23 protein-coding genes and 2 pseudogenes are annotated in these 26,017 nt (G+C 66.3%); 7 read left to right on the top strand and 18 right to left on the bottom strand.

Going from position 1 to position 26,017, the window contains the following annotated elements; translation table 11 throughout:
* The 4 genes from AC2VOG_RS04295 to AC2VOG_RS04310 form a co-directional block, all read right to left on the bottom strand.
* Positions 1 to 223 (bottom strand): WXG100 family type VII secretion target (locus AC2VOG_RS04295; protein ID WP_486938682.1); only part of this gene is annotated, 223 nt, incomplete at its 3' end.
* Between the two features lie 87 nt (positions 224 to 310).
* Complete coding sequence (locus tag AC2VOG_RS04300) at positions 311 to 1,579, bottom strand: PPE family protein (protein WP_486938683.1); 1,269 nt, start codon at positions 1,577 to 1,579, stop codon at positions 311 to 313.
* 15 nt (positions 1,580 to 1,594) lie between these two features.
* Complete coding sequence (locus AC2VOG_RS04305; protein ID WP_486938684.1) at positions 1,595 to 1,894, bottom strand: PE family protein; 300 nt, start codon at positions 1,892 to 1,894, stop codon at positions 1,595 to 1,597.
* Positions 1,895 to 2,541: 647 nt separating this feature from the next.
* Positions 2,542 to 2,715 (bottom strand): hypothetical protein, encoded by a 174-nt coding sequence (locus AC2VOG_RS04310; protein ID WP_486938685.1) that lies wholly within the window; start codon positions 2,713 to 2,715, stop codon positions 2,542 to 2,544.
* Here AC2VOG_RS04310 and AC2VOG_RS04315 point away from each other — a divergent pair.
* Positions 2,714 to 4,303 (top strand): purple acid phosphatase family protein, encoded by a 1,590-nt coding sequence (locus AC2VOG_RS04315; protein ID WP_486938686.1) that lies wholly within the window; start codon positions 2,714 to 2,716, stop codon positions 4,301 to 4,303. The two genes, AC2VOG_RS04310 and AC2VOG_RS04315, sit on opposite strands and share 2 nt — an antisense overlap.
* Positions 4,304 to 4,343: 40 nt before the next feature.
* Here the strand turns inward: AC2VOG_RS04315 and hisS are convergent.
* Positions 4,344 to 5,600 (bottom strand): annotated as a pseudogene (gene hisS / locus AC2VOG_RS04320) (histidine--tRNA ligase); the annotation flags it as partial.
* Positions 5,597 to 6,259, bottom strand: coding sequence for an MBL fold metallo-hydrolase (locus tag AC2VOG_RS04325; RefSeq protein ID WP_486938722.1), 663 nt, complete (start codon positions 6,257 to 6,259; stop codon positions 5,597 to 5,599). The gene AC2VOG_RS04325 and the pseudogene hisS, both read right to left, overlap by 4 nt.
* A gap of 108 nt (positions 6,260 to 6,367) precedes the next feature.
* Here AC2VOG_RS04325 and AC2VOG_RS04330 point away from each other — a divergent pair, with 108 nt between their 5' ends.
* Positions 6,368 to 7,243, top strand: a complete 876-nt coding sequence (locus tag AC2VOG_RS04330; protein WP_486938687.1) for a peptidylprolyl isomerase — start codon at positions 6,368 to 6,370, stop codon at positions 7,241 to 7,243.
* A 38-nt stretch (positions 7,244 to 7,281) separates the two neighbouring features.
* A pseudogene (locus AC2VOG_RS04335) lies at positions 7,282 to 8,046 on the top strand (peptidylprolyl isomerase); the annotation flags it as partial.
* Between the two features lie 61 nt (positions 8,047 to 8,107).
* Here AC2VOG_RS04335 and AC2VOG_RS04340 read toward each other — a convergent pair.
* The 6 genes from AC2VOG_RS04340 to yajC form a co-directional block, all read right to left on the bottom strand.
* Positions 8,108 to 10,426, bottom strand: coding sequence for a RelA/SpoT family protein (locus AC2VOG_RS04340; RefSeq protein ID WP_486938723.1), 2,319 nt, complete (start codon positions 10,424 to 10,426; stop codon positions 8,108 to 8,110).
* Positions 10,427 to 10,518: 92 nt separating this feature from the next.
* Complete coding sequence (locus AC2VOG_RS04345) at positions 10,519 to 11,055, bottom strand: adenine phosphoribosyltransferase (protein ID WP_486938688.1); 537 nt, start codon at positions 11,053 to 11,055, stop codon at positions 10,519 to 10,521.
* Positions 11,037 to 12,698, bottom strand: coding sequence for an ABC transporter substrate-binding protein (locus AC2VOG_RS04350; RefSeq protein ID WP_486938724.1), 1,662 nt, complete (start codon positions 12,696 to 12,698; stop codon positions 11,037 to 11,039). Before AC2VOG_RS04350 ends, AC2VOG_RS04345 begins: the two co-directional genes overlap by 19 nt.
* Positions 12,699 to 12,706: 8 nt before the next feature.
* Positions 12,707 to 14,005, bottom strand: a complete 1,299-nt coding sequence (secF, locus tag AC2VOG_RS04355) for a protein translocase subunit SecF (RefSeq protein WP_486938689.1) — start codon at positions 14,003 to 14,005, stop codon at positions 12,707 to 12,709.
* Between the two features lie 4 nt (positions 14,006 to 14,009).
* Complete coding sequence (gene secD / locus AC2VOG_RS04360; protein WP_486938690.1) at positions 14,010 to 15,827, bottom strand: protein translocase subunit SecD; 1,818 nt, start codon at positions 15,825 to 15,827, stop codon at positions 14,010 to 14,012.
* Between the two features lie 121 nt (positions 15,828 to 15,948).
* Positions 15,949 to 16,269: a preprotein translocase subunit YajC gene (gene yajC / locus AC2VOG_RS04365; RefSeq protein WP_486938691.1), complete on the bottom strand. Its 321-nt coding sequence runs from the start codon at positions 16,267 to 16,269 to the stop codon at positions 15,949 to 15,951.
* 121 nt (positions 16,270 to 16,390) lie between these two features.
* Here yajC and AC2VOG_RS04370 point away from each other — a divergent pair, with 121 nt between their 5' ends.
* From AC2VOG_RS04370 to car, 4 genes are all read left to right on the top strand, one after another.
* Positions 16,391 to 16,627, top strand: coding sequence for a hypothetical protein (locus AC2VOG_RS04370; RefSeq protein ID WP_486938692.1), 237 nt, complete (start codon positions 16,391 to 16,393; stop codon positions 16,625 to 16,627).
* Between the two features lie 14 nt (positions 16,628 to 16,641).
* Complete coding sequence (locus AC2VOG_RS04375) at positions 16,642 to 16,890, top strand: hypothetical protein (protein WP_486938693.1); 249 nt, start codon at positions 16,642 to 16,644, stop codon at positions 16,888 to 16,890.
* Between the two features lie 88 nt (positions 16,891 to 16,978).
* On the top strand, positions 16,979 to 18,319 hold the full coding sequence (gabT, locus tag AC2VOG_RS04380; RefSeq protein ID WP_486938694.1) for a 4-aminobutyrate--2-oxoglutarate transaminase: 1,341 nt from the start codon (positions 16,979 to 16,981) through the stop codon (positions 18,317 to 18,319).
* Positions 18,320 to 18,824: 505 nt separating this feature from the next.
* Positions 18,825 to 22,316: a carboxylic acid reductase gene (gene car / locus AC2VOG_RS04385; RefSeq protein ID WP_486938695.1), complete on the top strand. Its 3,492-nt coding sequence runs from the start codon at positions 18,825 to 18,827 to the stop codon at positions 22,314 to 22,316.
* A 225-nt stretch (positions 22,317 to 22,541) separates the two neighbouring features.
* Here the strand turns inward: car and AC2VOG_RS04390 are convergent, their stop codons facing one another.
* From AC2VOG_RS04390 to ruvC, 6 genes are all read right to left on the bottom strand, one after another.
* Positions 22,542 to 22,931, bottom strand: a complete 390-nt coding sequence (locus tag AC2VOG_RS04390; RefSeq protein WP_486938696.1) for a DUF1304 domain-containing protein — start codon at positions 22,929 to 22,931, stop codon at positions 22,542 to 22,544.
* 133 nt (positions 22,932 to 23,064) lie between these two features.
* Entirely contained in the window at positions 23,065 to 23,322 is a 258-nt protein-coding gene (locus AC2VOG_RS04395; protein ID WP_486938697.1) for a Txe/YoeB family addiction module toxin, read from the bottom strand.
* Positions 23,319 to 23,603, bottom strand: coding sequence for a type II toxin-antitoxin system Phd/YefM family antitoxin (locus tag AC2VOG_RS04400; protein ID WP_486938698.1), 285 nt, complete (start codon positions 23,601 to 23,603; stop codon positions 23,319 to 23,321). The genes AC2VOG_RS04395 and AC2VOG_RS04400 overlap by 4 nt, the downstream gene beginning before the upstream one ends.
* Positions 23,604 to 23,761: 158 nt before the next feature.
* Positions 23,762 to 24,805 (bottom strand): Holliday junction branch migration DNA helicase RuvB, encoded by a 1,044-nt coding sequence (gene ruvB / locus AC2VOG_RS04405; protein ID WP_486938699.1) that lies wholly within the window; start codon positions 24,803 to 24,805, stop codon positions 23,762 to 23,764.
* On the bottom strand, positions 24,802 to 25,392 hold the full coding sequence (gene ruvA / locus AC2VOG_RS04410) for a Holliday junction branch migration protein RuvA (protein ID WP_486938700.1): 591 nt from the start codon (positions 25,390 to 25,392) through the stop codon (positions 24,802 to 24,804). Before ruvA ends, ruvB begins: the two co-directional genes overlap by 4 nt.
* On the bottom strand, positions 25,389 to 25,943 hold the full coding sequence (ruvC, locus tag AC2VOG_RS04415) for a crossover junction endodeoxyribonuclease RuvC (protein ID WP_486938725.1): 555 nt from the start codon (positions 25,941 to 25,943) through the stop codon (positions 25,389 to 25,391). Before ruvC ends, ruvA begins: the two co-directional genes overlap by 4 nt.
* Positions 25,944 to 26,017: the final 74 nt, after the last annotated feature.

Below are 26,017 nucleotides of genomic sequence, written 5' to 3' on the forward strand. Positions count from 1 at the left end.
GCACCCCGTGCAGCATGTTGACGATGTTGCGGAACGCGGTGTTCATCTGACCCATGGTGTCGTGCGAGGTCATCTGCGCGGTGCCGCTCCAGCCCGCGCCGGCGATGTTCTGCGAAGACGCCCACATCTTGCGGGCCTCGTCCTCGACGGTCTGGGCGTGGGACTCGAAACGTCCAGCCATCGCCCGCATCTCGTGCGGATCAGTCATAAAACGTGTAGGCATATCTCTCCCCTTATCTCACTGTCATGTCTTGGGTTAGTGGCATCTCATTGGTTAGCGCGCACGGCGGCAAAGGCATCCCCCCGGGTCTCATCCGCCAGCCGGCGTGCGAGTCTCAATTTTCACCGATGACGTCTTGGCGGCCTGAGTAGCCATGCCGCGCCCGTTGAGGGACCCCATGAGCGCCTGGGTGTACGGGCTGTTGGGCAACGCGGTGGCAATCTGCGGTGGTGCAACGCTGTTGGCCGGTAACACCGGTGCGGCGCGAACCATCTCCGGGGCAGACTGTGCCCAGCCATTGGGGATGGACATGCCGCCGAGGCGTCCCGCACCAGCCAGCTGGGCGGTGATTTGCGATCCGAAACCGCGCATCTGACCGGAAATGCTGCCCAGCAAAGCCTTCAGCTTGCCGTCGACGAGAGATTGGACGTCGGCGAGCATTGCCTGCTGGCTCGCTTGCAGCGCTTGGCTGGCGCTCATCGAGTTACCCAGGCTGATGAGCATTTTGGCGGGCATGCTGGCCAACATCGCCGCATAGTAGGAGCCCTGGACCGGAAGGATCGCGCCGTACGCGCTAGTGGCGGCATTGCCCAGGGCCAACCCGGTCGCCGTGCTGGTCGCCGAGGTAGCGGCGGCGGAGTGCGCAGTCGAACTGGCACCGCTGAGGTTGGTCGCGGCCGACGCGAGCGCGGACGACAGGCTGTTGGTTGTGGTGCCCGCGGTGGTGTTCCCGCTCAGCAGGCCCTGCAGCGCCGTGCTGAGATTGTTCAAGGTGGTGCTGATGGAATTCTGAATGTACTGCGCCGCCGACGCCAAGTCAGACGACAGCCCGCCGTCGCTGGACGCGGGCGCCGGGGTCTGCTGGGGCAGCACGACGGCCTGCTGCGAGGCGGTCGCGTAGCTGTCCATGGTCAGACCGTCCTGGAACCACATTTCCATGTAATGCGCCTCGGTCGCCATGATCGCCGGGGTGTTCTGGCCGAGGAAGTTGGTGGCCACCAACGCCGCCAGCAGCGCACGGTTGGCGGCGATCACCGCCGGAGGCACCGTCGCGGCGAACGCGCCCTCATAGGCCGCGGCGGCGAATTGGGCCTGAGCCGAGGTCTGCGCGGCTTGGCCCGCGGTGGTCGACAGCCACTCGACGTAGGGCGCCGTCGCCGCCGCCATCCGAGCCGACGTTGGCCCCAACCACGTCGCCCCGGTGAGCTGCGCGAGCACCGACTGATACGAGGCAGCGGTGGATTCGAGATCGGCAGCTAGCTCGTTCCACGCCGACGCGGCGGCCACCAGCGGCCCCGAGCCGGCGCCGCTGTACATCAAGCCGGAGTTGACCTCCGGCGGAAACATCATGAAGCTCATCGACCTGGGCCCCCCTTAGTCGGCAGCAGCTGCGTTGGCTGCCTCGGTCAGCGCGTAGGCACCCGCCCCAGAACGCAACGCGGCTACTACTTGTTCGTGGACCGCCGCCGCTTGGGCGGCAATCTGCTGATACGCGGCACCGTGCTTACCGAACTGCGCCGCCGTCATTGCCGAAACAATATCCGAAGCAGCGGGAGCCAGGCCGGTAGTCGGCGCGGCCGCTGCGGTGTTTCTGGCTGCCATCGCATCACCGAGGCCGGCCAGACTGGCAGAAGCACCGGACAGCTCTTCCGGTTGCGCAGTTACGAACGACACCGATCCTCCTTCAGGCAAGAGCCAGACTGGTCGCCCTCGGCCGATGAGCCAATGCGAATCACTCACCGCTAAGAACGTATGTTTGACCTCTGGCAGTTCGGTAATCTTAAATCACGGTAGCGCATACCGTGCTGAGAAATACCAAAGAGAGATTGCGCGGTCGACAATTTGTAAAGCCACCGCTACATGACGTTCTCGGCGATGGCGGGCGCGCACGAAAACGAGACCAGCCACGGCACCTGCTGGACCTTGGCCGTTGGCCGGCAGACGGCAAATCTTCGCGCGCGTGTCCGCAACGCCACGATCGACGCCGATCAGCGGTCCGGTCGCGATGAGCACTTGGCTCCGCTCTGCCTCAGCTAACCCTCGACACGATCCCATTCGCCGTAAACGTCTTGATCTCAGCGTAATTGGCCACAAGCTGTCGATTCGATCGGTCGCCGCGAACTGGAGCTGTGCGACGTGATCCGACAACGCCGGCGGCCGCCGCGGCGAATCCCGATCGCTCCTCGCCTCGATCAACGACATGGCCGACAACCAGCGCCGGGCGCCCGCGGCGTGCTGCGCCCGGGAAGTCGCGTCGGCCATTCAGCGGACGCCGATGATTTCGAACCGATCGCACCGTTATTGGCTTCGCCAAATAGGCTTCATAACCGGAATCTCGCACCGATCACAAAGCTGAGAGAAGACTTAAGCAGATCGGTTTTGCCGGCTTTCGCCAATGCCTTCGGCGCCGCGATCGAGCCGGCGTGCGGGGGCGTGCGTACTCCCGGGTTGACCTCCGACGGCCCGCGACGCCGCAGCAGGTAAGAAAGAGGCATGGTCGAACAGTCACCGTCGGACGAGGCCACCAAGCCGACGCCGGGCATCAGCCGTCGAACGCTACTGGCGACCGGCGCCACCACAACGCTCGTCGGAGCGGGACTGGGCGCCGGTGCCGTCGCGCTTGTCGGGTCCACCCGGTCTGGGCCCAGTCTGTGGCGTAGGCCCAGCCGCAGCGGAACCCAACCGGTGGGCGGCCTGCATCTGCAATTCGGCAGGGACGCCTCCAGCGAAGTCGTCGTGTCGTGGCACACCACTGAGCCGGTCAGCAACCCGCGCGTCATGGCGGGCACGTCGACCGGCGGTTTTGGCCGCACCGTGCCGGCCGAAACCCGTACCTATCGCGACGCCAAATCGCACACCGAAGTCCGGGTACACCACGCAAAACTCGACAATCTCACACCCGATACCGACTATGTGTACGCCGCGCTACACGACGGCACCGACCCGGAGCTGGGTACCGTGCGCACCGCGCCGTCGGGACGGAGTCCATTGCGCTTCACCAGCTTTGGCGATCAGGCCACCCCGACACTGGGCAGGCTGACAGCGAGCGGCTATCGCAGCGACAATCTGGGGTCGCCGGCAGCCGGGGACATCACCACCGCGATCGAGCGGGTCGGCCCGCTGTTCAACCTGGTCAACGGCGACCTGTGTTATGCCAACCTGTCCAACGATCGCATCCGCACCTGGTCGGACTGGTTCGACAACAACAGCCGCTCCGCCCGTTACCGGCCGTGGATGCCGGCCGCGGGCAACCACGAGAATGAAATCGGCAACGGCCCAATCGGTTACGCCGCTTATCAGACCTATTTTGACCTGCCCGACACCACATCGGACCCCGAATTGCGGGGCCTGTGGTACTCGTTCACGGCCGGCTCGGTGCGGATAATCAGCCTCAGCAACGACGACGTCTGCTACCAGGACGGCGGCAACAGCTACGTCCGCGGCTATTCCGGTGGCGCTCAAAAGCGTTGGCTGGAAAAAGAACTCGCCAACGCACGGGCCGACAAGCGGGTCGACTGGGTGATCGTGTGCATGCACCAGACCGCGGTGTCCACCGCCGATCACACCAACGGCGCCGACCTGGGCGTCCGTCAAGATTGGCTGCCCTTGTTCGACCGCTATCACGTCGATCTGGTGGTGTGCGGCCACGAGCATCATTACGAACGCTCCCACCCGATTCGCGGAGCGCAGGACACCGAGACCCGAACCCCGATCCCGGTGCAAGACCACGGCGACACGATCGACACGACGAGAGGTACCGTGCACCTGGTCATCGGCGGCGGCGGAACATCCGCGCCGTCGAACACCCTGTTCTTCCCGCAACCGAGATGCCGGGTGGTGACCGGTCTGGGCGACTCACGCGACGGGATCGGTCGCAGAACTCCGGTTTACGTGGTCGAGGAAGCGCCGTGGTCGGCGTTCCGGGACAGCCATAACCCCTGTGGTTTCGTCGTTTTCGATGTCGACCCGGGAAGGCCGGGCGACAACACCTCGATCAAGGCCACCCATTACGCGGTCAACGGCCCCTACGGGGCCATCAGCGTGGTCGAGCAGTTCACGCTCACTCGGCCTCGCGGCGACTGAACATTTCCCCACCGGCACACAGTTCACCAGCCTCGTCCCGCGCTAGCAGCGAAAGTACTTTGCCGACAACCGAATCAGTCGCCGTGTCGACCTGCTCGCCCGTCCGCAGATCTTTGATGCCGATCGTTCCCGCGTCGATGTCGCGGTCGCCGGCCACCAGCGCCAACCGGGCACCGGACCGATCGGCCGCGCGCATCGCCCCTTTGAGACCGCGGTCACCGTAGGCAAGGTCTACCCGCACACCCGCCGCACGCAGTTGGCCGGCCAGTTCCGCCAGTCGCAGCTTGGCCCGCCCGCCCAACGGCGCGCCGAACACGTCGCAACGCGAGGTGGGTCCGATGTCTTTTCCTTCGGCGCTCAGCGCCAACAGCGCCCGGTCGACGCCGAGGCCGAACCCGATGCCGGACAGGTCGGCTCCGCCGAGTTGGCGCATCAGCCCGTCGTAGCGACCACCTCCGCCGATGCCGGACTGGGCGCCCAGTCCGTCGTGCACGAACTCGAAGGTGGTCTTGGTGTAGTAGTCGAGCCCGCGCACCATCCGCGGGTTGATCACGTAGGGCACGCCCAGGCCCTCGAGGTGCGCCAGCACGGTCTCGAAGTGCTGCTTGGCCTCATCGGACAGGTGGTCGAGCAGCACCGGGGCATCGGCCGTCATCGCCTTGACCTCGGGACGTTTGTCGTCGAGCACCCGCAGCGGATTGATCTCGGCCCGCTTACGGGTTTCGTCATCGAGGTCGAGGTGAGACAGGAAGTCCTGCAGCAACTGCCGATACTGCGGGCGGCAGGTGTCGTCGCCCAGTGAGGTGATCTCGAGGCGGAACCCGTCGAGGCCCAGCGAGCGGAATCCCGCGTCGGCGACGGCGATCACCTCGGCGTCCAGGGCGGGGTCGTCGACGCCGATGGCCTCCACACCGACCTGCTGCAACTGCCGGTAACGGCCCGCCTGCGGACGCTCGTAGCGGAAAAACGGGCCCGCATAACACAGCTTGACCGGCAGCGCCCCGCGGTCCAGGCCATGCTCGATCACCGCGCGCACCACCCCGGCGGTGCCTTCCGGCCGCAACGTCACCGAGCGGTCCCCCCGGTCGGCGAAGGTGTACATCTCCTTGGACACCACATCGGTGGACTCCCCCACCCCGCGGGCGAACAACGCGGTGTCCTCGAAGATCGGCAACTCGATGTCGCTGTAGCCGGCCAGCCGCGCCGCGCCCAGCAGCGCCGAACGGACCGCGACGAACCGAGCCGACTCCGGCGGGACGTAGTCCGGCACACCCTTTGGCGCAGAAAACTCGGTCACCGGCTCAGCCCCTCGATGTAGGGATTGAACCGCCGCTCGTCACCGATGGTGGTGGAGTTGCCGTGCCCGGGATACACCACGGTCTTGTCGTCGAGCACCAGGAGTTTGTCGACGATCGACCGCAGCAAATCGCGGCCGCTGCCGCCGAACAAGTCGGTGCGACCCACTGATCGCTGGAACAGGGTGTCGCCGGTGAACGCCAGATCCTTGTCTCCGCCGACCCGGAACACCACCGATCCACGAGTGTGACCGGGCGTGTGGTCGACGGTGACGCTGATACCGGCCAGGTCGATCTTGTCACCGTCGCGGTCCAGTTCGATGACCTGCTTGGGCTCCCGAAAGATGGCAGCGAGAAGCAGTTGGCCGATCTTCGGCCCGAGATCCTTGATCGGATCGGTCAGCATGAAGCGGTCTTCGGGATGGATGTAGGTGGGGCAGCCGAAGGTGTCGGACACCTTCTGCGCCGACCAGATGTGGTCGATGTGGCCGTGGGTGAGCAGCACCGCCGCCGGCGTCAGCCGATTCTTGTCCAGAATGCGACGCAGCTGGCCCATCGCGCGCTGGCCCGGGTCGATGACGATGGCGTCGGCTCCAGGGTGCGGCGCGAGCACGTAGCAGTTGCACTGCAGCAACCCGGCCGGGAATCCGGTGATGAACACGTCTCCCAGTTTCCCATCCAGGTGATCGGCGACGGGTCGCGCCACCCTCATCGAGGATGAACTGGCACACTCGACGAAACCCAGCCAGCGATCATGGAAGGAGCGGCGGTGCCGAGCAACGAACAGCGACGAGCCTCAGCCAAGCGCAAATTGGAGCGGCAACTCGAACGCCGCGCCGAGCAGGCCCGTCGTCGTCGGACCCTGGCCATCGTCGGAGGATCGATCGCGGCGGTAGTCGCGGTGGTGGCGATCGTGGCGATCGTCGTGTTCACCCGTCACGACGACAAGAAGGCGTCGGCCGGCTCCGGCGCCTCTTCCAGCTCGGCCACCTCGACCAGCTCCGCTCCCAGCCCAACGGGCGCGCCGTTGCCGGCTTTCACGCCGAACGCCGACCTTGGCGCCAACTGCCAGTACCCGCGCTCGCCCAGGCAGCCGGCCAATCCGGCCAAACCACCCCGGACGGGCAAGGTGCCCACCGATCCGGCGCAGGTCAGCGTCAGCATGGTCACCAACCAGGGACCTATCGGACTGCTGCTCGCCAACAACGAATCACCCTGCACCGTCAACAGTTTCGCGAGTCTGGCGCAGCAGAAATTCTTCGACGGCACCAAATGTCACCGGCTGACCTCGTCGATTCTGCAGTGCGGTGACCCGAGCGCCGACGGCACCGGTGGACCGGGCTACGAGTTCGCTGACGAATATCCGGTCGATGAGTACAAGCCGGGCGACCCGGCCGCCCAGGAGCCGGTGATCTACCCGCGGGGCACGCTGGCGATGGCCAACAGCGGACCGAACACCAACGGAAGCCAATTCTTCCTGGTGTACAAGGACACACCGTTGCCGCCCGCCTACACGATTTTCGGCAAGATCCAGCAGGACGGCCTGGCCACCCTGGACAAGATCGCCAAGGGCGGCATCGCCGGCGGCGTCGAGGACGGACCGCCGGCCAGCGAGGTCACCATCAAGTCGGTGCAACTGGACTGATGACGATGAAACTGCCCCGCACCACCGCTGTTTTCGGTATCGCCGCCGTCGCCGTGACGCTGACGGCGTGCACCCACCACAACGCCGGCAAGACAGCCGCCACCACGTCGAGCAGCGCCGCGTCGGTAGCACCGTCCACGTTGCCGCCGGCCGCGCCGATTACCGGCCCGAAGTTACCGCCGTTCTTCCCCGGGCCCGCCGTGGGAGCCAACTGCCAATACCCGCGGACCGCCGGACCGCCCGGCAAGCAGGCCGCCCCGCCACCCAACGGCAAGGTCCCCACCGATCCCGCCCAGATCGGGCTGACCATCGTCACCGATCGCGGCCGGATCGGCTTAGAGCTGGCCAACAACGAATCACCCTGCACGGTAAGCAGTTTCGTGAGCCTCGCGCAGCAGGCCTATTTCGACAACACCGAATGCCACCGGCTGACCACGGCCCGCGCGCTGTCGGTGCTGCAGTGCGGCGATCCCAAGGGCGACGGCACCGGCGGCCCAGGCTATGAGTTCGCCAACGAATACCCGACCATTCAGTACCCACCCGGCGAACCGGCGCTCCAGATACCCGTCGTATACCCCAGGGGCACACTGGCTATGGCAAACGCGGGACCCGGCACCAACGGCAGCCAGTTCTTCATGGTGTACCGCGACTCGCTGCTGCCGCCCACGTACACGATTTTCGGCACGGTCAGCCAGTCCGGACTGGCGGTGATAGACAAGATCGCCGCAGGTGGTGTCGCCGGCGGCGGCGACGACGGCAAGCCCGCCAAGGAGGTCACCATCACCTCAGCGCGTCGGGACTGACCTGTCCAGCATGGCGTGCGCCGCGCGGCGACGAAGCCCAGTCGCCCGGCGACCGTCACCGTCACGCCGCTGACGTCACCCGGTAAACGTCGTAGACGCCTTCGACATTGCGGACCACGTCGAGCAGATGGCCCAGGTGTTTGGGGTCGCCCATCTCAAAAGTGAAGCGGCTGATGGCTACTCGGTCACCCGCTGAAGTGGTGACCGAGGCCGACAAGATGTTCACCCGTTCGTCGGCCAGCACACGGGTCACATCCGAGAGCAGGCGGTGCCGGTCGAGCGCTTCGACTTGAATCGCCACCAGGAACACCGACGACGGTGACGGGGCCCAGTGCACCTCGATGATGCGCTCGGACTGATCCTGCAACGACCTCGCATTGGTGCAGTCGGTACGGTGCACGCTGACTCCCCCACCGCGGGTGACGAAGCCGAGGATCTCATCGCCCGGCACCGGCGTGCAGCACTTGGCCAACTTGGTCAGCACACCCGGCGCGCCCGGCACCGCGACCCCGACGTCGTCGCTGCGCGGGCGGCGCGGAATCGCGGTGAGAGTGGAGCGTTCGGCGAGATCCTCCTCCGCCTGGTCGATCCCGCCGAGTTCGACGAGCAACCGTTGCACGACATGCTTGGCCGAGATGTGGCCTTCCCCCACCGCGGTGTAGAGCGCCGACACGTCGGCGTAGTGCAATTCGTTGGCCACGGCGGCCATCGATCCGCCATTGACCAAGCGCTGCAACGGAAGACCGCCGCGGCGCACTTCACGGTTGATTGCGTCCTTGCCGGTCTCGAGCGCCTCTTCGCGACGCTCCTTGGCAAACCACTGCCGGATCTTGGCTTTGGCCCGCGGCGAGACGACGAACTGCTGCCAGTCACGAGACGGTCCGGCGTTCACCGCTTTCGAGGTGAAAACCTCGACCACTTCCCCGTTTTCGAGCTTACGTTCCAGCGCCACCAGTCTGCCGTTGACACGGGCGCCGATACAGCGGTGGCCCACCTCGGTGTGCACCGCGTAGGCGAAGTCGACCGGGGTGGACCCGGTGGGCAACGTGATCACGTCGCCCTTGGGCGTGAACACGAAAATTTCTTGCACCGCAAGGTCGTAACGCAGCGATTCGAGGAACTCACCAGGATCGGCGGCCTCCCGCTGCCAGTCGAGCAACTGACGCATCCAGGCCATGTCGTCGAGCTCGGCGGCGGCGTGTGAATGCGGTACGCCGTTGCGGCCCTTGGTTTCCTTGTAACGCCAGTGCGCGGCGATGCCGTACTCCGCGGTGCGGTGCATGTCGCGGGTGCGGATCTGCACCTCCAGCGGCTTTCCCTCGGGACCGACGACGGTGGTGTGCAGCGACTGGTACACCCCGTAGCGCGGTTGGGCGATGTAGTCCTTGAACCGACCCGCCATCGGTTGCCACAGCGAATGCACCACGCCCACAGCGGCATAGCAGTCCCGGATCTCCTCGCAAAGGATCCGGATGCCGACGAGGTCGTGGATATCGTCGAAGTCGCGGCCCTTGACGATCATCTTCTGGTAGATCGACCAGTAATGCTTGGGGCGTCCCTCGACCACCGCGTTGATCTTCGACCTGTTGAGCGTGGCGATGATCTCGGCCCGGACCTTGGCCAGGTAGGTGTCACGCGACGGCGCCCGGCCGGCCACCAATCGCACGATCTCCTCATACTTCTTGGGATGCAGGATGGCGAAAGACAGATCCTCCAACTCCCACTTGACCGTGGCCATACCCAACCGATGTGCCAGCGGGGCAATGACTTCCAGTGTTTCGCGGGCCTTGCGGGCCTGCTTTTCCTGGGGCAGGAAGCGCATGGTTCGCATGTTGTGCAGCCGGTCGGCCACCTTGATCACCAGCACCCTGGGATCGCGGGCCATCGCGGTGATCATCTTGCGGATCGTCTCGCCCTCGGCGGCGCTGCCGAGCACCACGCGGTCCAGCTTGGTCACCCCGTCAACGAGGTGACCGACCTCGTCGCCGAAGTCCGCGGACAGTTCCTCCAGGCTGTACCCGGTGTCTTCGACGGTGTCGTGTAGCAGTGCCGCCACCAGCGTCGTGGTGTCCATCCCCAGCTCGGCGAGGATGTTGGCCACCGCCAGCGGGTGGGTGATGTACGGGTCGCCCGAATGCCGCAGCTGGCTGGCGTGCCGATGCTCGGCCACCTCGTAGGCCCGCTGCAACAGCGACAGGTCGGCCTTGGGGTAAACCTCCCGATGCACCGCGACCAGCGGTTCGAGCACGGGGCTGATCGTGCTGCGCTGCGCGGTCATTCGGCGCGCCAGCCGGGCGCGAACCCGGCGCGACGCGCTGGAGGGTGCTTTGAGGCCGATCCCGGGCTCGCTCGCCGCAGGCGAGAAGTCGGCAAGCTGCAGCGGCTCGGTGGGCGGCTGGATCGCCGTACCCTTGTCGTCCGCCACGTCAGTCACCTCCGAAGCTTCAAGGATATCGTCCGTCGCGCGGTGCGCTAGAGAACCGCGACGCTGTGGACCGCCAGCGGCGCGACGCGCGCACGCCCGCCCAGCCCGGCCAGTTCGATGACCACCGCCGCAATGCGGACCTGCGCACCCGCTCTCTCGAGCAGCCGGTGCGCCGCCGCGAGTGTCCCGCCTGTGGCCAGCACGTCGTCCACGACCATAACGCTGCGACCGCTCAGTGCGATCCCGTCGACGGGTAACTCCAGGCTCGCCGTGCCGTACTCGAGCTGGTAATCCTCGGTGCGCACCGGCGGTGGCAGCTTGCCGCCCTTTCGGATGGCCAGCACACCGGTCCCCAGCCGGGCCGCCACCGCCCCACCGAGCAGAAATCCGCGCGCGTCGATACCGGCGATCAGATCGGCGCCGGACGCGACGTCGGCCAGCTCGTCGGTGATCGCAGTCAGCCCACGCGGGTCGGCGAACACCGGGGTCAGATCCTTGAACGCAATGCCCGGCGATGGGAAATCGGCGACCTGCCGGGTCAGCGCAACGACCAACTCGGCCGCCGTCACCGCATCAGCACCCATCGGTCCATGTTCCAACCTGCGCCCCACCGGCTGGGGTTGGTGCCGACGGCGTACATCTTCTTCGACGCCAGCAGGGTCCGCTGCTGGCGGTACAGCGGCAGCGTCGGCATGCCCGCCCACAGCACCGGAGCACTCTCGGCCAGCAGCCGGACCAGGTCGGCGGGGTCGGCCGACACCGCGAGCGAGCTGATGATGCCATCGATCTGGCCGTTGGTGTAGCCGGACAGGTTGTTGCCGTTGCCGGTGTGCAGGTCGTAGGCGTCCATGGCCGATGAGCCGGTGGAGCCACTGCCGGTGGCGCCGCCGGTACTGGCCAACAGCACGTCGATCATGCCGTCCTTGAGTGCCTGCGGGCCGACCGAGTCCGACGTGACGTCGGAGACCGTGATACCGGCCGGGCCGCAGGCCTTCGCGATCGCGCCGACGATCGCGGCCAGGCGCGCGTTGGGCCCGCGGTAGCCGATCCGCACCGGCAGTGGCTTGTTCTTCAGCTCGGCGCGCGCCGCCACCGGGTCCGCTTTGATGAATCGCGCTGCCTCGGGGATGTTCTCGGCCTGGCCGATGGCGTCGTCGGAGGCGGTGTGCAGGCGTGCGTTGGAGATCGGCGTCTGCGCGTCGCGGGCAATCACATCACGCGGAGTGCACAACGCGACGGCGCGACGGGCCGCGATGTCGGCCATCGGTCCGCCCGGCGCGAAGATGAGCTGCTCGATACCGTCGGACGCCGCGTCGGTGCGGCGGTAGGTGTCCGGCGTGGCCAGAGCTCCCGACGAACCGGTCGCCACGTCGACCACGTCGGCCCTCTTGTCGTTGACCCGGTCCTGGATGTCGGCTTTCTGCGGCCACACCGTAACCCGCTTGGTCATCGGCTTGGCGCCCCACCACTTCTCGTTGGCAACGAGAACCACTGCGCCACCGTCTAATACGGACTCGATCCGGTACGGCCCGGAGGACGGGAAGTGCTTGGCGATGACGCTGGACGACGCGCCCGGCCGCAGGCTCCAGGTGGTGTTCCACGTTTGCGCGATGCGTGCGATGTTCGGTGCGTTGTTACCCAGCAGCGACGCCGTGACGTCGACACCGAGTTCTTCGGCGATCACATGCGACGGCAGGATCGTGGTGGCGGTGAACAATTGGTTGTAGTCGACGATGTTGCGATCAGGCGCAAACGACACCCGGGCTTTCTTCTGCCCGGGTTGGCATTCGATCGACGCGACGTCGACGTAACCCGCCTGGCTGGCGGCGTCGAACCCCGGGAAACGGCCGGACTGAGCGGCCCACGCCAACACCAAGTCGTCGCAGGTGATCGGCTTGCCATCGGAATACACGGCATTGTCGGCGATCTGGTAGTCCAGGACCAGCGGTGATCCACCGACCATCGAGATCGAGCCGAAGTCGTGGTCGGCGACGACTTGACCGTCGGGGCCGTGGTAGCCGAATCCGGTCAGCGTGCGGGCGAATGCCTGCGCACCGGCGGAGGCCGCGCCGCCGACGGTGTTGGTGTTGTAGGAATCCAACGCGCCGTCGACGACGTAGTCGACGTTTCCTGCCACACTGCCCGAGCATCCCGTCAGCGCGCCCGGCGCAGCCGCCGCAAGGGTGACCGTCAGACAACCGGCGGCCACACGCCGACGCCAGGCCATCATCTGCGCTAGCGGTTGTTCTGTTTGCCGGTCGGACGCGCATGGCGGCCGGATGCACCACGGACCGGCCGGGCTCCCGGAGCCGGCTTGCCGGGCGGCGGCTTAGCGGTGTCGGCGGAGCGTGCAGGAGCCGGCTTGGCGTCCGACTCGGTGCCCTCCTGGGACCGCGTCTGCTTGGTGGCAACCTTGCCGGCGTCCGGTCCGCGCCGCCGGAGGACCCGACGGGTGTGGGTCTGCACCAGTTCGGTGCGCTCACGCAGCGTGACCAGCAGCGGAGTGGCGAAGAAGATCGACGAGTAGGTGCCGACGATGATGCCGATCAACTGCACCAGAGCCAGGTCTTTGAGGGTGCCCACGCCCAGCAGCCACACCGCCACCACCATCAGGGCCAGCACTGGCAGCGTCGACATCAGGCTGGTGTTGATCGATCGCATGAACGTCTGGTTGACCGCGAGGTTGGCTTCCTCGGCGAATGTCCGCCGGGTGGTGTGCTGAAAGCCGTGGGTGTTTTCTTCGACCTTGTCGAACACAATCACGGTGTCGTACAGCGAAAAACCCAGAATCGTCAGCAACCCGATGACGGTGGCCGGGGTGACTTCAAAGCCCACCAGCGAATAGATCCCTGCGGTGACGGTCAGATCGAAGACCATGGTGGTCAGCGCCGAAATCGCCATGAAACGCTCGTAGCGGACGGTGATGTACAGCCCGACCAGCACCAGGAAGACCACCAAGGCGATGACCGCCTTCGTGGTGATCTGCCCGCCCCATGTCGAGGACACCGCCGAATCGGAAATGGCCTTCTTGCTGGGCTGACCGTCGGCGCCCTTGGGTGCGTATTTGTCGAACAGCGCGTCGCGCAGCTTATCGGTCTTGTCGTTGGACAGCGTCTCCGAGCGAATCTGCACGGTCGCCGACGATCCGCTGCCGACGATCACAACCGCCTCCGGGTCGTGGCCCAGCGTCTGCCTAAAGACGTCCTCGACCTGGCTGACGCTGGCATGCGCCTTGTCACCGACGACGGGCATCGACATCGTCGTGCCGCCCTTGAAGTCGATGCCGAAGGTGAACCCCCGAACCAGGATGCTGACCACCGCGATCGCGACGATCACCCCGCTGACCGAATACCACAGCCGACGTCGTCCGATGACTTCGAAGGCGCCGGTTCCGCTGTAGAGCCGGACGAAGAAGTTGTGGTGTGGCACCGTCGCGGAGTCGTCGCCGCTCGGGCGCACCACTCGTGCGGTGTCCTTGCTGATCTCGACGGCAGTCGTGTCCTCGGCGCCGGCCGTGTCCGCGTTTGAGCCCATCCCGCTACCCCCGTCCCGTCGCGTACGCTCCGGCGCTCGCGGCGCTCCGTTCGCGCGCGACCTGCTGGACCGCTCCCAGGCCGTTGTATGCCGGCTTCGCCAGCCGCTTCGACTTGCCCGCCAGGTAGACCAGCGGCCACGTCACCAGGAACACCACCACAGTGTCGAGGGCCGTGGTGAGGCCCAACGTGAACGCGAACCCCTTGACCTGACCGATCGCCAAGACGTAGAGCACGGCGGCGGCCAGGAAGGTGACCGCGTTGCCCGACAGGATCGTCCGGCGGGCCCGCGCCCAACCCCGGGGAATCGCCGACCGGAACCGTTTGCCGTCGCGGATCTCGTCCTTGATGCGCTCGAAGAAGACCACGAAAGAGTCGGCCGTGGTCCCGATGCCGATGATCAGACCCGCGATCCCGGCCAGGTCCAGTGTGTAGTTGATGTATCGGCCGAGCAGCACAAGGATTGCGAAAACCATTGCGCCAGAGGCGGCCAACGACAATGCCGTCAGCACGCCCAATACTCGGTAGTACAGCAGCGAGTACAGCAGGACCAGAATCAGTCCGATCCCGCCGGCGATCAAGCCTGCCCTTAGCGACGTCAATCCCAGTGTCGCGGAGACAGTTTGGGCTTCCGACGACTCAAAAGACAGCGGCAGCGAGCCGTACTTGAGCACGTTGGCCAGCTCACGCGCCGAGCTCGCGGTGAAGGGCGGGTCGCCACCGGTGATCTGGGTGCGGCCACCGGGGATCGCTTCGCGAATCTGCGGCGCGCTGACCACCTGCGAGTCCAGCGTGAACGCGGTCTGCGTGCCGATGTGCGAGGCGGTGAAGTCCGCCCAGGTGTTGGCCGCCCCGCTCCTGAACTGCACGTCGACGACGTAACCGCCGCTGTGCGGGTCCATGCCCGAACTGGCGTTCTCGATCTGGTCGCCGCTGATGATGGACGGTGCCAAAAGGTAAGCCTGCTTGTGCTGGATGTCGCAGGTCACCAGCGGCAGAGCGGGATCGTCGTTGCCGGCCAGGATGTCTTTCTGGAAGCAGCGGGTGGCCTCATATTGGAGCGCCAGGAACTGCACGCCCTTGTTGGTGCTCTGTCGCCACTCGCGCTCTTTGGCGATGCGCTCGGCAAGGTCTTTACGCGGATCCGGCGGCCCCGGCTGAATCGGGGGTAGCTCCGGCGGTGCGGGCTGCTCAGCCGCCGGCGAAGCGGGTGCCGGCGGCGGCGGGGATGGCTTGGTCGGCGCATCCTGCGGGTAGGGCCGCGGCTGCGGCGGGACAGCCGGGCCACCGGGCGGCAGCGGCTGCCCACCGGGCGCCGGCGCCGCGGGCAGCAGGTCAGGTGCAGGGGCGCCCGGCTGACCGTCGGGCGCGGGGGTGCCGGGTCGGGCCTCCCGGCCACCCGGCACGGGTGACTGCGGACCGCCCTGCATGCCGGCGCTGTCGACGGGCAGGGCGTTGATCACGGGGCGGATGTAGAGCCGGGCGGTCTGGCCGAGGTTGCGCGCCTCGTTCCCGTCGGTACCCGGGACCGTGATGACCAGGTTGTCGCCATCGACGATGACCTCAGAACCGGATACGCCCAGGCCGTTGACCCGGGCACTGATAATCGCCTGCGCCTGCGACAACGCCTCCCGGGTCGGCCGCGATCCATCCGGTGTGCGCGCGGTCAACGTGACTCGGGTGCCACCCTGCAGGTCGATGCCGAGCTTCGGGTCGGCCCGCTTGTTGCCGGTGAGGAACACCAGCAGGTAGACACCGATCAACAGGACCAGGAATACCGCCAGATAGCGGCCAGGATGCACCGGCGCCGATGGCGATGCCACGTGTTGAGTCTCCTCCGCTCATGCGCGATGCGCTTTTGTGCAGGCCGTCACCGACCCGTTCGCCTCTCGCGCCCCGCTCGGTTCGACTGCACCGAAAAGGGTACGGGGCGGGCCTGCGACCTCAGTCGTTGGGCAGTCGGCCCGCGTCGTCGGCCGGCTCGCCGGTTGCGGTGTCGAGAACCTCGGGCTCGACGCGGCTGGCCACCGCCAGCTTCGCCCAGGTGGTGACGACGCCCGGGGACACCTCGAGGTCCACGACATCGTCGGTGATGCGCATGATGGTTCCGTGCAGGCCGGACGTGGTCTGGACCCGGTCGCCGATCCTCAGCGACTCATGCAGGTCGATGGTGGCTTGCATCGCGCGCTTCTGACGACGCGACGCGAAAAACATGAACGCCCCCAAGACGATCAGCATCGGCAGGAATACAACCGTTTGGTTCATGAAGGCAGAGATCTTTCGTCGAGGTCGTTGGACGGTCACCAGTGTGCCATCAGGCCGGCGCCACGCCGGACCATTGGGTGATGGAACTGGTCGACGCGTTGCGCAGCGCCGGAGCAGGGGCTTGGGCGACGTCATCGCCAGGATCGCGATTCCCGACGCGGCCGCGGTGAAAGCCATTCTGGTGGCGGCGGACCCGTTGGCGTTGGCCGCTGTGATCGCTCGCGGCTACCCGGTGCGCCAGCCTCGCCGACTGCGCCGCGAGCCCGTGAGCTCGTTTGTTACGGTCGATCCGATCGACGGCGCAGCCTTCGAGGTTTTAGGCCGAGCCGGAACGTGGCACGAGATTTCACACGGCTAACGAGGAGGTCCGGGATGAGAACAAACTTGATCGGCCGATTGGCAGGCACCGTGGTGCTCGCGGGGGCTGCAGTCGCGTTCGCGACGCCGGCCACGAGCTGGGCTGACCCGCCCGGGAACTGCGATTCCGGCCAGTACTGGGACGCATACAGCAACATCTGCCGCCCCCTCGGCCAGGGCCCGGCTCTCAACTGTGAACCGGGCCAATGGTGGGACCCCAATGGCAATGTCTGCCGCCAGCTGGGGCATACCGCCGCCGGCTGATTTCGGCGTGGCGGACCCGCCGCCGACAGTGCGCCCCGTCCCATGTTGAGCCTCGCGGGCCGGGTCCTCGCCGGGCTAGGCTTTCGATGTGACCGCTATCGAACAAAGCCGCCACCTCGTCACCGAAATCCCTGGTCCGGCATCGCTAGAGCTGACTAGACGCCGCGCTGCGGCGGTCTCGGCCGGGGTGGGCACGACCATGCCGGTGTTCGCCGCTCGGGCGGCGGGGGGAATCGTCGAAGACGTCGACGGCAACCGCCTGATCGACCTGGGATCGGGTATCGCGGTCACCACCATCGGCAGCTCCGCGCCGCGAGTGGTCCAGGCAGTGTCCGCGCAGGCCGCGGATTTCACCCACACCTGCTTCATGGTGACGCCGTACGAGGAGTACGTGGCCGTCGCCGAACAACTGAATCGGCTGGTCCCCGGTCCGGGCGAAAAGCGTTCGGTGCTGTTCAATTCCGGTGCCGAAGCCGTCGAGAACGCCGTCAAAATCGCCCGCTCGTACACCAAAAAGTCCGCCGTGGTGGCCTTCGACCACGCATACCACGGCCGCACCAACATGACGATGGCGCTGACCGCAAAGTCCATGCCGTACAAAAGCGGGTTCGGCCCGTTCGCGCCGGAGATCTACCGCGCGCCGATGTCCTATCCCTACCGCGACGGGCTGATCGACAAGGACATGGCCACCGACGGCGGGCTCGCCGCCCGTCGCGCCATCGACATCATTGCCAAGCAGGTCGGCGCGGACAATCTGGCCGCGATCATCGTCGAGCCCATCCAGGGTGAAGGCGGTTTCATCGTCCCCGCCGAGGGATTCCTGCCGGCTCTGCTGCGCTGGTGCCGGGACAACAACGTGGTGTTCATCGCCGACGAGGTGCAGAGCGGGATCGCCCGGACCGGGGCCATGTTCGCCTGCGAACACGAAGGCGTCCAACCCGATCTGGTCTGTATAGCCAAGGGCATCGCCGACGGGTTGCCGCTGTCCGCGGTGACCGGTCGCGCCGAAATCATGGATGCTCCGCACACCAGCGGCCTGGGTGGCACCTACGGCGGCAACCCGTTGGCCTGCGCGGCCGCGCTGGCCACCCTCGACACCATCGAAGCCGACGGCCTGCTCGAACGAGCTCTCCAGATCGAGCGGCTGATGAAAGACCGTCTGCACGCGCTGCAGGCCGCCGATGATCGCATCGGCGACGTCCGAGGTCGTGGCGCCATGATCGCCGTCGAGTTCGTCAACCCCGACAACGCCGAGCCCGACGCCACGCTGACCAGTGCACTAGCCGCCGCAGCCCATGCGGCGGGCGTCATCGTGCTGACGGCGGGCACCTTTGGCAATGTCGTCCGATTTTTGCCGCCGCTGACGATCAGTGATGAGTTGCTCAGTGAAGGCCTTGACGTGTTGGCCGGTCTGCTCGCCGGGCTCTAAGTGCTCTTGCTCGTAAGTTCGAGGGGTCGTGTTCAGGCTGCGCAGGGTTGGATTGGGCGGGGTTGGACTGGGTTGTGCTCGCGTTGATGGTCAGCAGTTCGTGGAGGTCGATGGTGGTGAATTTCCCTGTGATTGGCCGTGCGGTCTGGTTGAGCCAGGACGCGGGCAACGGGGTGAGCGCCGAGATCGACGTTTTGGCGGCAAAGTTCGAGCAGCAGGCCGCCAAAACGTCGATCTCGACGCGGCGAAGGCAACTCCCGGCCCCCGGCGAACTTACGAGCCAGCCACTAAGCCGGCGGCTCTCCCGGCGACGTCGCGCCGAACACCACGCGACGACGGTCATCGGCCTAGGCCCGCAGCGCAGCGCAAGGCATGTCCGGCCATGAGTCGCACCGCGTCGACGCCCGGTCGCCCCGGAATATAGTTACCTTTGCTAACGTAGTACTCATTAGGTGCAGCGCCGCACCGATAGGATTCCCAAATTCGCAAGTTGTGAGGTTCTGCTATGTCGATCGAGACCCAGGAAGACCAAGAACGTCGCGCAGCGGAGTTCGCCGCCAACGACCCCGAGTTCGCTGCAGCGCGACCTGATCCGCGCGTGGCCGCAACCATCGAGGCGGCCGGGACCCAACTGACTGCGGTGACCACGGCCGTACTGGAGGGCTACTCTGACCGGGCGGCGCTTGCGCAGCGCGCATTTGAGCTGGTCAAAGACCCCCAAACCGGGCGGACCACCGCCCAGCTGCTCCCCTGGTTCTCCCACGTCACCTATGGCGAGTTGGCCGAACGGATCGACCACGTGTCCCGCGCGCTGACCGACGGCATGATCAACCGGGGTGACCGCGTCTGCGTGCTCGGGTTCACCAGCGTCGACTACACCACCGTCGACATCGCCCTGGGCCGCGTCGGCGCCGTCTCGGTTCCACTGCAGACCAGCGCGGCGATCACACAACTGCAGCCGATCGTGATCGAGACCGAGCCCACCCTGTTCGCGGCCAGCGTCGACTATCTGCCCGACGCCGTCGACGTGATCTTGGCCGCCGCCCAGGCCGGCCACACCACGCGGCGACTGGTCGTTTTCGACTACCGCCACGACATCGACGACAACCGCGAGGCCCTGCAAACCGCCCACGAGCGGCTCGCCGACCTGGGCCTGACCATCGACGTCCTCGACGACGTGCGTGAGCGCGGCGCGAATCTACCTGTGGCGCACACAACCACCGATGGCGACGAAGACCCGCTGGCTGTGCTGATCTACACCTCGGGCAGCACGGGCGCCCCCAAAGGCGCGATGTACCCGCAGAGCAACGTCGCCAAGATGTGGAACCGCTCGACCAAGAACTGGTTCGGGCCCAGCGCCGCGTCGATCACCCTCAATTTCATGCCGATGAGCCACGTGATGGGCCGCGGCACCCTCTACGGCACGCTCGGCAACGGCGGCACCGCCTACTTCGCCGCCAAGAGCGACCTGTCCACGCTGCTCGAGGATCTGCGTTTGGTCCGGCCCACCGAGATGAACTTCGTGCCACGCATCTGGGAGATGCTCCACAGCGAATACCTGAGCGAGGTCGGCCGGCGGACCGCCGAGGGAGTAAGCCAGGACACCGCGCAAGCGCAGGTACTGAACGAACTGCGCCACGAACTGCTCGGTGGGCGCTTCATCTTCGCCATGACCGGCTCCGCGCCGATCTCACCCGAGCTGCGGAGCTGGGTCGAATCGCTGCTGGAGATCCATCTGGTGGACGGTTACGGCTCCACCGAGGCCGGAATGGTATTGCTCGACGGTGAGGTCCAGCGTCCACCGGTGCAAGACTACAAGCTGGTCGACGTCCCCGACCTCGGCTACTTCGCCACCGACCGGCCCTATCCACGGGGCGAACTGCTGCTCAAAACACCCAACATGTTCCCCGGCTACTACAAGCGGGCCGAAACGAGCGCGGCCGTGTTCGACGAGGACGGCTACTACCGCACCGGTGACGTCTTCGCCGAGACCTCCCCGGACCACCTGGTCTACGTCGACCGCCGCAACAACGTGCTGAAACTGGCGCAGGGCGAGTTCGTCACGCTGGCCAAGCTGGAAGCCGAGTTCGGCAACAGCCCGCTGATCCGCCAGATCTATGTCTACGGAAACAGCTCGCAGCCTTACCTTTTGGCGGTCGTCGTACCGAGCGACGGGACCGCGTCGAAGTCGGAAATCGCCGAGTCGTTGCAGACTGTCGCCCGCCAGGCGAACCTGCAGTCCTATGAGGTGCCGCGCGACTTCATCATCGAGACCACGCCGTTCACCCTGGAGAACGGGCTGCTGACCGGTATCCGCAAGCTGGCGTGGCCCAAGCTCAAGCAGCACTACGGCGAGCGCCTCGAACAGCTGTATGCCGACTTGGCCGACGGCCAGGCCAACGAACTCTCCGAGCTGCGTCGCAGCGGCGCCGACGCCCCGGTGCTGCAGACCGTCAGCCGCGCGGCAGCGGCGATGCTCGGTGCGGCCAAGTCCGATCTGACGCCGGACGCGCATTTCACCGACTTGGGCGGTGACTCGTTGTCGGCGTTGACATTCGGCAACCTGTTGCGCGAGATCTTCGATGTGGACGTGCCGGTCGGCGTGATCGTCAGCCCAGCCAACGACCTGCAGGCTATCGCCACCTATATCGAGGGTGAACGACGCGGCAGCAAGCGGCCCAGCTTCGCATCGGTGCACGGCCGCGACGCGACCGAGGTGCATGCCTCCGACCTGACGTTGGACAAATTCGTCGGCGAGGCCACCCTGGCTGCGGCTCCCAACCTGCCAACGGCCGACCGCGAGGTTCGGACCGTGCTGCTGACCGGCGCGACCGGATTCCTGGGCCGCTACCTGGCGCTGGAATGGCTGGAGCGGATGGACCTCGTCGACGGCAAGGTGATCGCCTTGGTCAGGGCCAAGAGCGACGCGGAGGCACGTGCACGGCTGGACGCGACGTTCGACAGCGGCGACCCGACGCTACTGGCGCATTACCGGACGTTGGCCGCCGATCACCTCGAGGTCATCGCCGGCGACAAGGGCGAGGCCAACCTCGGGCTGGACGCGGCGACGTGGCAGCGATTGGCCGACACCGTCGATCTGATCGTCGACCCGGCCGCCCTGGTCAACCACGTGCTGCCCTACAGCGAGCTGTTCGGTCCCAACGCGGTGGGCACTGCCGAACTGCTGCGGATCGCGCTGACGTCGAAGCTGAAGCCCTTCACTTATGTGTCGACGATCGGTGTGGGCGATCAGATTGCGCCCGGCAGCTTCGTCGAAGACGCCGACATTCGGGAGGTCAGCGCCACCCGGGCGGTCAACGACGGCTACGCCAACGGTTACGGCAACAGCAAGTGGGCCGGCGAGGTCCTGCTGCGTGAAGCCCACGACCTGTGCGGCCTGCCGGTCGCGGTGTTCCGCTGCGACATGATCCTGGCCGACACGACCTACGCGGGCCAGCTGAACCTGCCGGACATGTTCACCCGGCAGATGCTCAGCCTGGTCGCCACCGGGATCGCACCGGCCTCGTTCTACGAGCTCGACGCCGACGGCAACCGCCAACGCGCCCACTACGACGGGCTGCCAGTGGAATTCATCGCCGAAGCCATCTCGACTCTGGGCGCACAGGTGGTGGACGGATTCCAGACGTATCACGTGATGAACCCGTACGACGACGGCATCGGCTTCGACGAGTACGTCGACTGGCTGATCGACTCCGGGTATTCGATCCAGCGGATCGGCGACTACAGCGCCTGGCTGCAGCGATTCGAGATGACGCTGCGGACGCTGCCCGAACGGCAACGCCAGTACTCGCTGTTGCCGCTGCTGCACAACTACCGGCAGCCGCAAACGCCGATCAACGGGTCGATGGCTCCGACCGACCGGTTCCGCGCCGCGGTGCAAGAAGCGAAAATCGGCCCGGACAAAGACATTCCGCATGTCACGCAGCCGGTGATCGTCAAATATGTCACCGATCTGCAACTGCTCGGACTACTCTAGGGTCCTACTCGAAACGCTCAGTGGCTGAGGGCACGGCGCAGCAGGCCGCCCTTGCTCTCGTGGCTCTCGCGCGAGTGCCGGTGCGGCGCCGTGGTTACCACCCGGCTTGGGCCGACGGTGCTACGGCGTCGTCAGAGGCAGCCGTCGATTGCGCCAACTCGGCCTGTTGCGCCAATTCCACGTCACGAGCGGTACGAATCGTCACCCGTGCACCGAGGATGACTACTAGTGCGTCACGAGACCAATGACCAACAGGACGACGGCGATCACCGGAAAGGCACCCTGCGTCAATGCCGCCCGGGCCTTGTCCGGGGCCGATGCCAGCAACACGACCGCTGCTGCCGCCATCGATCCGACGCCCGCAAAAATGAGCGCTGCACCAATATCCTTGTGCCCCAGCTCAATTGCGGCTATCCCCACGCCGGCGACAATCGCCAGAAAAAGATTGTAGAAGCCCTGGTTGAACGCCAGCAGCTTGGTGGTTTCGGCATCTTCGGCCGTCGTACCGAATGCGGCCCGGGTGCGCTTGCTGGTCCAGGTCAGCGACTCCATCGTGAAGATGTACACGTGCAGCAACCCGGCCAGGCCTGCGAATACCAATGCGGCGGTGATCATTACAGCTCCTATTCGCCCAGAGTTGGTTGACCGGGGTGGGCGCGGTCACCTGGGGTTTGTTCGCTGACAATGGGATCGCACCGCCAGCCTCGACGAAGTGCTCTGCATCCCCGCAGTCGGACCCGGACGGTTGTCAGTAGTGGTATCGCGCTTTCAGGACCTTGACCTCGTCATCATCTGCTCGATACACAAGCCGATGCTCGTCGTCGATCCGACGGGACCAATACCCAGACAGTTCCCCCTTGAGGGGTTCTGGTTTTCCAATGCCGATGAACGGGTCGCGCTGGACTTCTCCGATGAGTCGGGTGATTCGACGGGCCATCTTGCGGTCGGAGGCCAACCAAAACAAGAAGTCCTCCCAGGCATCAGGATCGAAGTTGATACTCCTCACTCCGAGCCGCCGGCCATCTCCTTGAGCTCGTCGATCGACGTGGTGTAGCTGGCTGGGCCGGGGCGGCCGGCCTTGTCTCGGGCGACGGCGCCCATGAGTCGCCGTGCATTCTCGGGTGAACGCAATAGGTAGACCGTTTCTTGCCACGAGTCGTAGTCGGCGGCCGACATGAGCACCGCATCTCCGGCCCTGGATGCGATGCGCACGGGTTCGTGGTCGGTGTTGACCTGCTCAAGAAGCGGGAAGAGGCGCTGTCGTGCTTCACTCGCGCTGATGGTCATGAGTGAGAGCCGCCTTCCTATGCTGTACCGGAATATCGTACCAAGACTGTACGGCATTGCCGTACCGACGGCCATCACCCTTATTGTGATGAGATCGCGCCCGATTTAGTGAGAACACACCACCGGCTGTGGCAGCGGCGGCACGCGAGCCCGCCGACCTACTCGAAAAGGCCCACTTGCCCCATGACCCCGGCCGGCGGCGTCATGCCCAAGTGCGTCCACGCCTGCGGGGTGGCGACTCGGCCGCGTGGCGTGCGGGCAATCATGCCGGCCCGCACCAGGAAAGGTTCGCACACCTCCTCGACGGTGGTGGCCTCTTCACCCACAGCGACCGCCAGCGTCGACACACCGACCGGTCCACCGCCGAAGCTGCGGGTCAACGCCGACAGCACAGCGCGGTCCAGCCGGTCGAGGCCGAGTTCGTCTACGTCGTAAACCTCCAGCGCGGACTTGGCCACGTCGCAGGTGATCACCCCGTCGGCGCGCACCTCGGCGAAGTCGCGGACGCGGCGCAGCAGCCGGTTGGCGATGCGTGGGGTGCCCCGCGAGCGACGGGCGATCTCCGCGCCGGCCTCTCGGCCCAGTTCAATGCCCAGAATCCCCGCGGAGCGGGACAACACCCGCTCCAGCTCAGCAGGCTCGTAAAAATCCATGTGCGCGGTGAACCCGAACCGGTCGCGCAGCGGGCCGGTCAACGCGCCGGACCGGGTCGTTGCGCCGACCAGGGTGAACGGTGCCACCTCCAACGGAATCGACGTCGCCCCAGGGCCCTTACCGACGACGACGTCGACCCGGAAGTCCTCCATCGCCAGATACAGCATCTCCTCGGCCGGGCGGGCGATGCGATGGATCTCGTCGATGAACAGCACGTCGTGCTCGACCAGGTTGGACAACATCGCCGCGAGGTCTCCAGCGCGCTCCAGCGCCGGACCCGACGTCAGCCGCAGCGACGTCCCGAGTTCGGCGGCGATGATCATCGCCAGCGACGTCTTGCCCAGCCCGGGCGGGCCGGACAGCAAGATGTGATCCGGTGTGCCGCCTCGGTTTTTGGCGCCCTCTAGGACCAGCTGTAGCTGCTCGCGCACTCGCGGCTGGCCGATGAACTCGCCCAGCGAGCGAGGGCGAAGACTGGCGTCGACGTCGCCCTCACCGACGGTCAGCGCCGCCGAGACTTCCCGGTCCTCGGAGTCCTCGTCAGTCATTTCGTCTTCCCCAGCAGTGATAGCGCCGACCGCAGCGCCGTGGAGGTGGTGGCTTCGTCGTCGGCGGCCAGGACCTTGTCGGTGGCCTCCTCGGCCTGCTTGGCCGCAAAGCCAAGTCCCACAAGAGCTTCCACTACCGGTCCGCGGACGCTATGCCCGTTGAGCGCCGCGCCCGCGGTCGGCGAGACCGGCCCAATCTTGTCGCGCAGCTCGAGCACCAACCGCTCGGCGCCGCGCTTGCCGATACCCGGCACCCGCGTCAACGCCGTGACATCGCCGTCGGCCAGCGCCCGGCGCAGTGCCGTCGCGTCGTAGACCGCCAGCGTGGCGAGCGCGATCTTGGGGCCGATGCCGGACACGCCGAGCAACGTCAGGAACAGGTCACGCGCGTCTCCGTCGGGAAAGCCGTAGAGGGTCATGGAGTCTTCGCGGACGATCATTGCCGTGATCAACCGCGCTTCACTGCCGCGACGCAGCGTCGCGAGCGTGGACGGCGCCGCCATCAACTTGTAGCCGACCCCGGCCGCCTCGATGACCACGTGGTCCAGCGCGACATCGATCACCTCGCCTCGCACCGACGCGATCATCTCGAGGCCTTCACTTTCGCGGCGAACTTCTTACGCTGCTCGACGACCATGGCCTCGGCTTCGGCCATCCGCGCGATCATCGGCGCGCGCCAACAGTGGCAGATGGCCAGCGCGAGAGCATCCGCGGCATCCGCTGGAGTCGGTTTCGTCTGCAGCGCAAGGATTTTGGTGACCATCGCGGTAACCTGAGCTTTATCTGCGCGGCCGTTGCCCGTCACGGCCGCCTTCACCTCGCTCGGCGTGTGGAAGTGCACGTCGATGCCGCGCTTGGCGGCCGCGAGCGCAATCACGCCACCAGCCTGGGCGGTTCCCATCGCGGTGTTCGCATTCTGGTTGGCAAACACCCGTTCGATCGCGACGACGTCCGGCAGGTGGGTGTCCATCCAGTGGTCGACGGTATCGCTGATCGTGAGGAGTCGCCGCGCAAGCGACTCGTCGGACGGCGTACGCACCACATCGACGTCGAGCGCGATGACCTGGCGGACGCCGCGACTCTCGATCACCGACAGCCCGCAGCGCGTCAGGCCGGGGTCGACGCCCATTACGCGCACCTTGCCTCCTTCTAGGGCGAACAGTTGTTCGATCAGCGTAGCCACCGCTGTCGGTTTGGTGGCACCGGACACGC

The sequence above is a fragment of the Mycobacterium sp. TH-M11 genome (genome assembly GCF_057473725.1).